The organism is Hallella seregens ATCC 51272, from assembly GCF_000518545.1.
Taxonomy (GTDB): domain Bacteria; phylum Bacteroidota; class Bacteroidia; order Bacteroidales; family Bacteroidaceae; genus Prevotella; species Prevotella seregens.
This window is the reverse complement of the sequence record NZ_KI912451.1, coordinates 163,192-175,838: the sequence shown is the minus strand read 5'-3', so window position 1 is coordinate 175,838 and position 12,647 is coordinate 163,192. Positions and strand designations below refer to the sequence as shown.

Below are 12,647 nucleotides of genomic sequence, written 5' to 3'. Positions count from 1 at the left end.
AGTTGTTTTGCAAAGGTAAGGGGATTTGGGCAAATAACCAAATGTTTTTTGCAAAAAGTCGCTAAATCAAAAGGAATGTATTGGCAATTATGGGTAATTTAGCTAACTTTGCAAGTGATAGTGAGAATTGGTGGCGCAAGATGTGCATCAACAAGCATAGAAGAATTATGAATCATCAAGTGCAAAATAATTGGCAGGACTTGACCGACGAGGAGGTGCAGGATACGAAGCATGGCCTGACAGACACCCAAGTCTTGGAGAGTCGGCAGAGACATGGTGACAATGTATTGACACCGCCCAAGCGTACTTCCATGTGGAAACTCTACATGGAGAAATATCGGGATCCGATTATTCAGATTTTGCTGGTAGCTGCAGCCGTTTCATTGGTCTTGGCCTTTATCGAGAACGACTTTGTTGAGACCTTTGGAATCCTGCTGGCCATTGTGATTGCTACGACGGTGGGGTTCTATTTCGAACGTGACGCGGCCAGCAAATTCCGTCTGCTTACAGCCATCAACGAAGACCAGCCCGTAAAGGTGCGCCGCAATGGCCGGGTAGTGGAGATTCCTCGCCGCGACGTTGTTGTGGGTGATGTCATCCTGGTTGGCGTGGGCGATGAGATTCCAGCTGATGCCGAATTGCTGGAATGCGTGAATCTTCAGGTTGACGAGTCGAGCCTGACGGGGGAGCCTCTGACAACAAAAGCGGTTTTTTCCAGCTCTTTTCAGGGGCAGAACGGGGAACAACAAAACGAGGGAGCTCATGGCGGAGCAACCTATCCTGCCCATCTCATCCTGCGTTCCACCATGGTGATGAACGGTCATGGCGAGGCTGTTGTGACCCGTGTCGGTGACAAGACAGAAATAGGCAGAGTTGCCGCCAGTGCCACAGAAACCACCCATACCAAAACCCCGCTCAGCATGCAGCTGGCCAAGCTGGCCAAGCTCATTTCCATCTTCGGCACCACGGTGGCCGTGATTGCCTTTGTGTGTTTTCTCGTCCGCGACATCCTGACCAATCCCATTTGGCATGGTACGGATTATTTTGCCATGGCACTGGTGGTGCTCAACTATTTCATGATGGCTGTCACGCTGATTGTGATGGCTGTTCCCGAGGGACTTCCCATGGCCGTCACCTTAGCCTTGGCACTCAACATGCGACGCATGCTGAAGTCCAACAACCTTGTCCGCAAGCTCCATGCCTCCGAGACCATGGGGGCAGTAACCGTAATTTGTACCGACAAGACAGGAACACTGACGGAAAACAAGATGCAAGTGGGAAGCCTCACCCCTATCTCCGACTGTAATCCGGAAAAAGATTATCCCTCTCTCAATAGCGATAGTTTGGAGTCCGACAGAATCCAAGAGTGGCTTGCCATAGCCATTGCCGTGAACACGACGGCAGAACTCGACGGAGACACCCCCATCGGCAACCCGACAGAGGGGGCACTGCTCCTGTGGCTGAAAGAAAATGGATACGACTATCTCAAGCTCCGCCACAAATATCCCGTACAAGAACAGATCGCGTTCTCCACAGAAAAGAAGTATATGGCCACTACCGTTAGCATTGACGGCCGGCCTTGGACCTTTCTGAAAGGCGCTCCCGAGACCGTGCTTGGGGCCTGTAGACTTACGACCGAAGCACGCCAAGACATCGACCGGACACTGTCCGGCTACCAGCGGCAAGCCATGCGCACCCTGGTTCTGGCTTTTCGCGAGGGTACCTTTGCCGAACTCTCAAGCCATGCCGACTATCATGGACAGGCTGTCGTAGCCATCAGCGATCCTGTGAGGGCGGATGTCCCCGCTGCCATTGCCCAATGCCACAGGGCAGGCATCAAGGTCAAGGTTGTCACGGGCGACACCTCGGAAACAGCCATCGAAATAGCCCGACAAATCAGCTGTCTGGAAAGTAAGGGGAAAGAGAACGGTAAGGGTCGGGAGCGTTGGCACATCACAGGGGCGGAATTTGCCGCCCTCTCCGACAAGGAAGCCTACGATTGCGTGGAGCATCTTTGCGTGATGTCGCGTGCCCGGCCGGCCGACAAGCAGCGTTTGGTGCAGCTTCTCCAGAAACACGGCGAGGTGGTGGCCGTCACCGGCGACGGCACCAACGATGCACCGGCCCTCAACTATGCGCACGTGGGACTATCGCTGGGCTCGGGCACTTCGGTGGCCAAGCGAGCTTCCGACATCACGCTGCTCGACGACAGCTTCCATTCCATTGCTTCGGCAGTCATGTGGGGCCGTTCGCTCTATAAGAACATCCAGCGCTTTCTCTACTTCCAATTGGTAGTCAACCTCTCGGCTCTGCTGCTCGTGCTCGGCGGCTCGTTCATCGGCACCGAGATGCCGCTCACGGTCACACAGATTCTTTGGGTTAACCTTATCATGGACAGTTTCGCCGCCATGGCCCTGGCCTCGCTCGCACCGTCCCGTGAAGTGATGCTCGACAAGCCCCGTTCTCAGCGTGAGTTTATCATCTCCCGCCCCATAGGACGGGGCATCCTGTCCTGCGGCATCTTGTTCTTTGCCGTGATGTTTGTGTTCCTGATTTGGTGCGAACGTCATGGGGCCGGCAGCATTATCGACGTACACGAGCTTACCCTCTTCTTCACCACCTTTGTAATGCTCCAGTTCTGGAACCTGCTCAACGCCAAGTGCCTCGGCTCCTGCCACAGCGCCTTGCGCCATATCCTGCGCGAACGCGGCCTTTTGTTCGTCCTGCTGCTTATCCTTGCAGGACAGTGGCTCATCGTTACGTTTGGCGGCCGCATGTTCCGCACCCAACCGCTGAGCTTTGGTGAGTGGGCCGGCATCGTGGGGCTCACGGGCCTGTTTGTCTTTGGCGGCGGTGAGCTGTGGCGTGCCGTCTGTCGGTTGGTTCATCGTCATCGGGCATGAAGACGCTCTATTTGGATGCCCACACAGCTCCACAAACCCTGCCCAGCGTGGCCACCGTCGGATTTTTCGACGGTGTTCACCGGGGGCATCAGTACCTCATCCGCCGGGTCATAGCCGATGCACGGGCAGAGGGAATGCGCTCGATGGTCATCACTTTCGACCGTCATCCCCGTCAGGTGCTCCAACAAGACTATCAGCCCGAGCTCCTCACCACGTTCGATGCCAAGTTGCTGCATTTGGCACGCACGGGTGTGGACATCGTGGTGGTGCTTCATTTCGATGAAGCCATGGCCCGTCTCTCGGCCCGCGCATTCATGCAGCAGGTGCTGGTCGGGCGTCTCGGTGTCCGCCGGCTGGTGACCGGCTACGACAACCGCTTCGGACACAACCGAAGCGAGGGCTTCGACGACTATGTGGAATACGGTCGGCAGATGGGAATGCAGGTGGTTCGGCAGCCCGCTTTCCTGCTGAATGGCGTGCAAGTCAGTTCTTCCGTGGTGCGGTCGTTTCTTCGCGAGGGTGAAATCACAATGGCCAATCAGTGTCTTGGCTATCCCTTTACGGTGGTAGGGCGCGTCGTAGACGGCTTTAAGAAAGGACGGGAACTCGGTTTTCCCACGGCCAACCTCGACACTTCCGAATTCGGGCAGCTTGTCCCCGGGGGCGGTGTGTATGCCGTCAGGGCCCGTTTGGAACAGACTGTGGCCTTCATGCCCGCCATGACCAACATCGGCACACGGCCCACGTTTGGCGGTTCACAACGCACACTGGAAACCTTTATCTTCCGCTTCCACGACAACATTTACGGCAAACTGCTGCAACTCTCCTTCATCCGTCGCATCCGCAGCGAACGTCACTTCGAGCATGTGACGCAGCTCATCGAGCAACTCAAGGACGACGAGCAGCAGGTGGAAGCCTTGTTTAACGATGAAATGGATTAAATCTCATAACACATGAATAAGAATGTTCGCGGAATACTCGACGTATTGTTTTTCATCGTCGTGTTCTTTTTGATACAGTATGTCGTTACTGTCGGCGTGGCTGCGGTCGATGTGTGGGTGCAGAATGGCTCTTGGAGTCGGTTCTATGCCCAGCTGGCCACTGGCGGGTTTCAGCTGTCGGGCAAGCAGTTGGTGCTCGCATCCGTGTTGGGCAGCGTCCTCACCCTCACCGTTTTCACCACCCTGCGATGGGCTTTGCTGTCGCGCGCATGGCTGTCCACCCATCCCTGGCAGGTCCTTGCCTGGGTGGTCTTTGCCTCGCTGGGCTCCATCCTGCCCTCCGAGTGGCTGCAAGACCAGCTGGCTCTCTCCTTGCCCGTTGCCACCCAGAAGATGTTTGCAGAGATTATGGGCGAGCCCACGGGCTACCTGGCCATCGGCATCCTGGCTCCGTTGGCCGAGGAACTGGTGTTCCGGGGAGCCGTGCTGCGCACATTGCTGCGGTTGCTGGGTCCTCGTCGGCATGGGTTGGCCATCCTTGTCTCAGCTGTCCTGTTCGGGGCTGTACACCTGAACCTGCCGCAATTTGTCCATGCCACCCTCATCGGACTGCTGCTCGGCTGGATGTACTATCGCACCGACTCCATCATTCCTGGCGTAGTCTTTCATTGGATCAACAACACGGTGGCCTACATCATGTTCAATCTCATGCCCCAAATGGCCGACGGCAAGCTCATCGACCTCTTCCATGGCGACAGCCGCATGATGTGGATGGGCCTCGCTTTCTCCGTCTGTATCCTCCTGCCCAGCCTGCTCCAACTTTCCATCCGCCTGAAACGGGCTGGCAAATAGCTTGGTGCACAGGGCGAAATCCACCATATACAGATAAGGGACCACATACTCGCGACAGAGTTGTGGTCCCTTAACTTACATTAGTATGTTATGAAAAATTTGAGAGAAATGAAGCTTCACAGCTTCGTTGTTGTTTTACTAAACATGATTTTTATAGAGAAAGCATAGAAATATTCTTATTTGACAACAGCTTCACGTATGGGCACACTTGGCTCGATCATGCTCTGCTTCATCGTGTCCACCACCGCACTGTCACCCATGGCCACCGAGGTACCCTTGTCCAGCTCGGGCTTGTCGTAGCCGTCGAAACTACTGATGGAGTCGGCATTCTGCTGCCCGAACGGCACCTGCATGGCGTTGCTCAGCGTAAGGATGATGGCCACCACGGCCGCAGCCTTGAACAACGGCCTCAAGCGTTGCGGCATTGTGATGACGCGTGCCCTTACCGGCTTGGGCTCTTCTATCATTGCACGTATCTTCTCGTCGAAGTCATCGCCCAGCACATCGGCCGACTTCTCGCACTCTTCATAGCAGAAGAGAGCCTTGTAACGCCCCAGTTCAGCCGGAACCTCGTCCTGACTGAAGAACGCCCGCAGGATGCCCTCTTCATTGAGAGTCGTCTCGCAGCGCCAGTAGCGCTCCAGAAGTTGTTGGATGTACTTGTAATCCATCTTGCCGTTGCTTGAGTTGTGCAGATCTTTTTGCTGTTACTGTAAGAATGACGAGCGGCCGGAGGAAAGGTTACAGGGTAGTGTTACTTTTAACATTCGTTTAGACACAAACTGCTCTCAAGGGAGAAAACAAGACAAACGGTGCCAAGCTACAACGACAAGTAGCCTGGCACCGTTTGCTTTCACTGCCCATGTTTCGTGCATGAACCGGCATTGTCATGCCCCGAACAACGCACCCTCGTGAGTGTTCATGCCCTTATTTCAAGTTGTTGTAAACCTCATCGCTCACCGCCTCCAGCCATTCGTTGCTGACCTCGTCGGCGGTCTTCACGTGCATGGCGATATGCTGGAACCAGCTGTCTTTCTGTGCGCCATGCCAATGCTTCACGCCCTCCGGAATGTCGATCACGTCTCCTGCATGAAGGGCTATGGGTGCTTTGCCCCACTCCTGGTACCAACCCTTGCCCGATACGCAAATCAAAATTTGGTGTGCGCCATGGTGGACATGCCAGTTGTTGCGGCAACCCGGCTCAAAAGTAACGTTGGACATCGGCAGCACGGTCTTCTCGTCGGCCGTCAAGTTCTTCGGCGTCATGCCTGCCAAATGGCTCTCGCCTATGAAATACTTGGCATACGCGGTGTTCGGATTGCCCTTGGGCCATGGGCCGGCATTGGCATCGGCGGCATTGTCGCATTGGGAAAGGCCTTGGGCACTCAGGTAAGCCATGAGCTCGTCCACCGCCTCCCGGCTGTTGCCCATGTTCACCGCACCGGCCTTGTGGGCGGCCAACTGCGGTGCGACGCCCTTGAGCGAAGCCAACGCGGCAACCGTCACTATCTCGCGGTCGGCGTTTGAAAGCTGGTTGCCCGCAAAGATGTCGCCAAAGAGATGGGCCTTCAGGTAGTGATCATTCTGGGGGCAGAAGTCATAATTGAAAGGCCGTCCGCTCAGCTCCGTCTGGTTCTTAACGCCCAGCGCAAGCGCAGCCTTGGCATCATCCCATTCTTTTGGGCGTTCCCAGGCCTTGCCCTCGTTGTCTTTCTTGCCCTCAGCCTTGCGGGTTTCGAGCACCTTACTCAACACGCCCAGCGCATTGAGCGAACGTGGAAAGCCCGTGTAGGCATAGAGTTGGGAGAAAGCCTCCTTGATTTCATTGACTGTCACCTTGGCCTCCAAAGCCTCCGCCACGGCCGTCTCCAGACGGGTCATGTCTCCTTGTGCCTCAAGACTGGCCAGCGTGGCCAGATGCAACTGGCGCGCCGACAAATATTTTGTTTCCATTTTATGATTCTTTTGTGCGAATGCCATGCCAGCAACAAGCAGCAGCATGAGCGTAATGATTGTCTTCTTCATTTGTCAACAGAATATCCCAAGCCCCTCAGCCATTTGTCGACCTTGCTCATATCCTTTCGTGTCTCGTGGCCATAAATGGCAAAACCGTTGTTTGTTCTTTCCCTGTTTCACCTTTTTTCTATGCGATGCACGAGGTAGACATCATCAATCCGGCCAGCAGTACTGTGAGATACTTGATTGCTTTCATATCCTTCTATTTCATGTGTAGCCTTGAGACACTGTATTAGATCTATTTCCAACCCATGAACATCTTCACCGTCTCTGGGTCATGGTGTTCGAACCACTGGCTCTTCTTCAAGTCGAGAGCCTTGATTTCCCTTAACTCGGCCTCCGTCAGCGAGAAGTCAAAGAAGGGAGAAGTTCTCCTCCATGCGCTCCTTGCGAACGGATTTGGGAATGAAGACTGGTTTATTCCACTGATTTTCAAAGCATCAACCATGCACGGCTGCACGGCTCCTGCGCCCATTTGCTCTGTCTGGAGAGCGAAGACAGCTTCGTGTTCAACGACAAATGCTTTCACTTTTGTGCCGGCGACATCCTGATTCTGACCCTGCCCGACCAACTGAAGAACCTGGGCGCCAGTCCAAATCTGAAAGTAGAGTACTTTGCCGCCCCCTACAAATTCCTCAACAACCAGCTGCCCTCCAACAGTTTTGCCATCGGCGGGGGCATCAGCCTCTACGCCGACCCCGTCGTCCATGCCACAACCCACGAGGCCCAACTGTTTCTGGCCGACATCCGTCTGCTCTCCGACCGCATGAAAGAGGCCGGCTCCCACCTCTTTTTTCAGGAGATGATCGGCAGCATCTGCCGCCTGATGATGTACGACCTGTTCGCCATCCATGCCCGCAGAAACCAGGCCCTGCACAGCACCGACCGCAGAAGCCACGTAGTTAAGGAACTCATCAGCCTGCTTGCGGCCGGTCGATGCCGCACGGAGCGCACCGTGGAATACTATGCCCGGGAGCTGAACGTGTCGCCCAAATACCTTTCCAAAGTCGTGAAACGCACGACGGGCACCAACGTTTTCTCGTTCATCGACCGCTACACCGTCCCTATTCTCAAGGACTACCTCAACGACAGCCGCCTCTCGCTGACGCAGATTGCCGATGCCATGAACTTCAGTTCCCTGTCCTATTTCAGCCGCTATTGCACTAAGCACCTGGGCATTTCGCCCTCGGAATACCGCGCGAGTCTGCAACCGCAAGGCCGGAGAGCTGAAAAAGCCGATGGATTGGGCAAAAATAGCAGGGGGCATACACTTTGTATGCCGCTTGTATGGAACTGTGCGGACGGACGAAAGATTGATAAACGAGATTTGTTTTTACCGTTGCAAAGATATGAAAAACGGATGATAACGAGCATGCCCAGATTGCCGGAAAACTTACCCGTTTCACGGTTTTTGCCTGTTCGCATGGAGGATTCAAATAAAAATGGTAAATTTACAGCCTGAAATGGGCACCAACCCCAAGCAAACATCCATCCACCACATGAACATTTCATCGACCCCAAGGAGAGAAGCCAAGAAAAGAATCGAGGAATTGGATTTCCTCAAGGCCCTGTTTATCCTCCTCATGATAGCCTTCCACCTTGTTTATATAGGCGATGGCTATCCCTATCTCAAGAATTTTGTCTACACTTTCCACATGCCCGGATTCCTGATTATATCCGGCTATCTCATGAAAACAGACCGAAGCGCGCGCAGCTACGGCAGGACACTGCTGTGGCTGGCCGTGCCTTACGTCACGATGGAGGCCGGATACGTCCTCATGGCCTCCCTGCTGCCGACAAGAGACCACGTGGACGACCTGACGTGGGGCGTGTTGTTCCATCACCTGTTCGTCAAGCCCTTAGGCCCTTACTGGTATCTGCACACCCTGATGGTCTGTGGCGGGTGCTGCTTCGCGGTGTTCAGATGGGTAAAAGCCTCGGCCACGTCGCAGCTCATCATCCTGGGACTGGCCTACGCCGCCCTGGCGCAGCTTGGACTTGTTTCGCTGGCTTGTGCCATGTATTTCCTGGCAGGGGTCGCGATTCGGCAGAGTCCGCATTCCCTTTTGGAAGTCTTTCGCAGGTCGTGGTGGTCTTTTTTTGCCTTGGCCGTTCTGTTTTTCCATCCCGCCGCATTCGACAGAGCCACTGTCTGAGGCGTGCTGATCGTTTACCTTGTGTTCTCCGCCTCGCTGTCTGTCTACTCCCATGTCCCTGCGGCATTGCGGCGGCCGCTCCTGTTCTTGGGCCGCAACTCCCTGGCATTGTACCTGTTCTCCCCCATCTTTACGATATGTTGCAAGGCGCTCGTACCGTATTTGGCTTTCGACCCGACGCGCCTGCTCTTTCTTTGCACGTCATTGTCGGTCTGCATTGTCGGCTCGCTCGGCCTCTGCCGGCTACTGGATTTCCTGCACATTTCCCCCTTGATGTTTGGCCGCAAGCGCATCGTGGGATAGCCAACGGCTGCCCGGGCCCAGGTGCACACGCCCCAATCGCAGTGCGGCCGCGCCGTCATCGCAATGCGAAAACGGCGTAATCGCGCGGCGAAAACACCGTAAACGCAACGCGGTTACGGCGCAAACGCGGGCCGGCAAACAAGGAAACGCCGCCGAGGGGCACCACCCACATGCCGCCACAGGCGGGCGGCGGCACCTGCGGCCACAGGCAGGGCAGAGACGGCCAATGGTAAACCGCAAAAGATTTGGCGGGTCGGGGCTTTTTTATTATTTTTGTACGGAATTGCAATTCATAATGTCTCGACCTGCCATGAAGTCCTTGGGCATGATAAGCTGGCTGCTGATGCTGGTGCTGGCAACGCCGGTTGCCGGCCGCACAAGCGCGGGCCGGACCCACGAACGCTACAACGTGGACCTGCTCGACATGGGCCACGGCCTGCCCAACAACTTCGTGGACGACATCCATCAAGACAGTTACGGCTTCATCTGGATATGCACACGGGGCGGCGGCCTCGTGCGCTACGACGGCTACGGCTACGAATACTTCGGCTCCGATTCCCGAGGCCGGCTCATGCGCAGCCACTCGTGCAAGAACGTGGCCGAAGACCGATTCCATCGGCTCTGGGTGGCTTTCGACGACTACACGGGCATACTCGGCCTCAACACCCTCAAGGAGACGATACCGCCGTGCGCCACGACAGCCCTCGAATCGCAGCTGGCACGGGCCCTGAAACAGCGCGGGCTGCGGGTGTACCGCGACACGCAGGGCAACATCTGGATGGTCACACAGAGCCATATACACCGCATCGCGTTCGACAGTCGGGGCACCGTGGTGGGGATGGCCGCTATGCCCTGCCGCGTGGCCGCCCCCGACGTGGCCATTTGCGACATCCGGGGCGACGGCTCCGTGTGGTTGGGGCACGACAGCCGGATAGAGCTACTCACCGTGAAAAACGGCCGATTCCATCGCAAAGACCTGCGCGCCGCATTCGCTCCATTGGGCCAAGCCTACATCATGGCCATGACCCGATACCAGGGCCACGTGTGGCTGGGCACCAATGACGGCATCTATATCGACGACGCAGACAAGACACACATCGTGCAAGGCAGGGGGCCGGTGAGCCTGTCGCAGAACTATGTCACCGCCCTCTGCCCCACCTCCGACGGCCGTCTGCTCATCGGCACGCTGCAAGGACTGGACGTCTACCACCCCCTGACGCGCACCACGGGCCACTGGAACACCACCTCGCCCGAGCTGCAGCTCTCCAGCAACTTCATCAACTGCCTGTTGGCCGCCAACGGCCAGATATGGGTGGGCACCGAATCGGGCGGCGTGAACAAGCTCACGCCCCGTCTGCTCAGCCTCGTGAACTACACCCACCAGCCCAAGACGCCCGGTTCGCTCTCGCCTAACTGCGTCAACGCCATGTACGTGCAGCGCGACGGCACGCTGTGGGTGGGCACTGTCGAGGGTGGCCTCAACCGCAAGGCACCGGGGAGCAACACGTTCGTACACTACACCACAGCCAACTCCCCGCTCACCCACAACAGCGTGTCCACCCTCGCGGCCGACGCCGGGGAGCGCACACTATGGATTGGTACCTGGGGCGGCGGCATCTGCACGGCCGACCTGCAACAGGGCGGGGCCATCCAGCCACTGAACGTAGGCCCACAATCGGCCGGTTCGCTCGATTTCATCGGAGCCCTGGCCGTAGACACCCTGAACCGCGGCCTGTGGGTGGGCACCAACACGGGGCTCTTTTTCTACGATTTCACCGAGCGTCGGCTCACGCAGCCCCTGCCCGCCCGGCCACGCATTACGGGCTGCATCGGCAGCCTCGTCACCCGCGACCAACAGCTCCTCGTGGGCTGTCTGGAGGGCATGGTGCAGATCGATCTCAGGTCGCGGCGCAACGGTCGCTTCGCCCGTTACCGGCAGTCTGCCTATAAGCTCGACGACCCGCAAAGCGGCATTCTGGAGAAGATTCAGGCTTTCTGCCAGACGCGCGACGGCACCCTTTGGCTGGGCAGCAACGGCTACGGACTGTATCGCTGTACCCGATGGAATGGCCAAAAACGGTTCAAGGCCTACACCACCGACCACGGACTGCCCTGCAACGCCGTGAAAGGCATTGCCGAGGATGCCCGCGGCCGGCTCTGGATAACCACCGAGCACGGCCTGGCCCACTTCGACCCGCAGACCGAAACCTTCGACAACTACACCCGGGCCGACGGTCTGCTCTCCACCCAATTCTACTTCAACTCGGTGCTGCTCTCGCCCCAAGGCGTGCTCTATCTGGGCTCGTGCGACGGCCTCACTGCCCTGATGGGCCTCAGCCGGCCGGCCTATACCCAGTCGCATCTCTGCTTCACACGGCTGCTGGTAGACAATGAAGAGGTCACGCCCGGCTCGGGCTACCTGCACGAAAACATGGTCACCGCACGCACGCTGTACCTGCACGAGGGCATCAAGTCGTTCACCATCGAGTTCTCTGCACTCGATTATGGCTACGGCCATGAGGACGTGTACAGCTGCCGAATGAAGGGTTTCGACGACGCCTGGATGCGGTTGCAGCCGGGCCAGCACAGCGTGCGCTACTCCACGCTGCCGCCCGGCGACTACGTGTTTCAGGTGGCCTACGGCGGCGCGCCCGGCAGCCGCCACGTGCAAACCATCGGCATCCGCGTGAGGGTTGCCCCTTATTTCTACAAGACCTGGTGGTTCCTGCTCGCATTCATCACCATTGCATCGGCCGCGGCCTACGCCCTCTACCGCCGCCGGCTCCGCATTGTGCGTCGCCGCGAGGCCGAGAGACTCTACCGCCCCATCGAGGCCGCCATGAAAGAAAGCGACAATCCCGAGAGCCTGCAAGCCCGCATACAGACCATCCTGGCCAACCAGAACCGCTACGTGGAGAGCGTGGCCAAGACCCAGGAGGCCGACAAACAGGCCATCGCCCGGGCCAGCAAGAGCTTCATGGACCGCGTGATGACCCTCATAGAAGCCCACTACAGCGACCCCGACTTCGGCGTGGAGGAGCTCTGCGAGCGGATGGGCATGGGGCGCAGCGCCCTGAGCAAACGGCTCAACGCCGAGACGGGGCTGCCCACCAGCCAGTTCATCCGCAACTACCGGCTCGACATTGCCCGCCGCATCCTGCTGGAAAACGTGGGCAACCGCAACATCTCTGAGATAGCTTTCAAGGTGGGATTCAACGACCCCAAATACTTCACGCGCTGTTTCACCCGGCAATACGGCACGTCGCCCAGCCTCTACACCGGAAAGTAAAACAGCGGCCCACGGCGGCCCGTTGCGTTTTGTCCACCCATTGGAACGCTTTGTCCACCCATCGTCATCAACCTTTTTCTAATTTTGGCACCGGATATACCGCTATCGCCAAAAGCCTTACACCCAAGCCCGGCCACGGCCGGGCGCGCATGTCAGGCCTTTACATTTAAACCTAAATACAAATCAA

Annotated in this window: 10 protein-coding genes; 7 read left to right on the top strand and 3 right to left on the bottom strand. The window is 57.1% G+C overall.

The genetic code is table 11. The annotated features are described in order from the left end of the window. Positions 1-89 precede the first annotated feature (89 nt). The 3 genes from L888_RS0111780 to L888_RS0111770 are packed head-to-tail and all read left to right on the top strand — an operon-like array spanning position 90 to position 4,696. A complete protein-coding gene (locus tag L888_RS0111780) occupies positions 90-2,903 on the top strand; it encodes a calcium-translocating P-type ATPase, PMCA-type (RefSeq protein WP_084567373.1) in 2,814 nt (937 codons plus the stop codon). Beyond that, positions 2,900-3,844 carry a riboflavin biosynthesis protein RibF gene (ribF, locus tag L888_RS0111775; RefSeq protein ID WP_027953028.1) on the top strand — a complete coding sequence of 315 codons (945 nt, stop codon included), beginning with the start codon at positions 2,900-2,902 and terminating at the stop codon, positions 3,842-3,844. The genes L888_RS0111780 and ribF overlap by 4 nt, the downstream gene beginning before the upstream one ends. Positions 3,845-3,856: 12 nt before the next feature. Beyond that, on the top strand, positions 3,857-4,696 hold the full coding sequence (locus L888_RS0111770) for a CPBP family intramembrane glutamic endopeptidase (protein WP_027953027.1): 840 nt from the start codon (positions 3,857-3,859) through the stop codon (positions 4,694-4,696). 176 nt (positions 4,697-4,872) lie between these two features. Here the strand turns inward: L888_RS0111770 and L888_RS0111765 are convergent, their stop codons facing one another. From L888_RS0111765 to L888_RS0111755, 3 genes are all read right to left on the bottom strand, one after another. Then, a complete protein-coding gene (locus L888_RS0111765) occupies positions 4,873-5,367 on the bottom strand; it encodes a hypothetical protein (protein ID WP_027953026.1) in 495 nt (164 codons plus the stop codon). 256 nt (positions 5,368-5,623) lie between these two features. Then, a complete protein-coding gene (locus tag L888_RS0111760; RefSeq protein ID WP_044249360.1) occupies positions 5,624-6,721 on the bottom strand; it encodes a carboxymuconolactone decarboxylase family protein in 1,098 nt (365 codons plus the stop codon). A gap of 229 nt (positions 6,722-6,950) precedes the next feature. Beyond that, a complete protein-coding gene (locus L888_RS0111755) occupies positions 6,951-7,241 on the bottom strand; it encodes a hypothetical protein (RefSeq protein ID WP_156925009.1) in 291 nt (96 codons plus the stop codon). On the opposite strand from L888_RS0111755, the gene L888_RS13750 reads away from it, so the two are divergent. The 4 genes from L888_RS13750 (at position 7,218) to L888_RS0111740 (ending at position 12,460) form a co-directional block, all read left to right on the top strand. Further along, a complete protein-coding gene (locus L888_RS13750; RefSeq protein WP_245594881.1) occupies positions 7,218-8,174 on the top strand; it encodes a helix-turn-helix domain-containing protein in 957 nt (318 codons plus the stop codon). The genes L888_RS0111755 and L888_RS13750 overlap by 24 nt on opposite strands. Beyond that, a complete protein-coding gene (locus L888_RS14970) occupies positions 8,155-8,868 on the top strand; it encodes an acyltransferase family protein (RefSeq protein ID WP_245594880.1) in 714 nt (237 codons plus the stop codon). Before L888_RS13750 ends, L888_RS14970 begins: the two co-directional genes overlap by 20 nt. A 3-nt stretch (positions 8,869-8,871) precedes the next feature. After that, complete coding sequence (locus L888_RS14965; protein WP_245594879.1) at positions 8,872-9,171, top strand: hypothetical protein; 300 nt, start codon at positions 8,872-8,874, stop codon at positions 9,169-9,171. A 325-nt stretch (positions 9,172-9,496) separates the two neighbouring features. Further along, complete coding sequence (locus tag L888_RS0111740; RefSeq protein ID WP_245594878.1) at positions 9,497-12,460, top strand: two-component regulator propeller domain-containing protein; 2,964 nt, start codon at positions 9,497-9,499, stop codon at positions 12,458-12,460. The last annotated feature ends 187 nt before the right edge of the window (positions 12,461-12,647 follow it).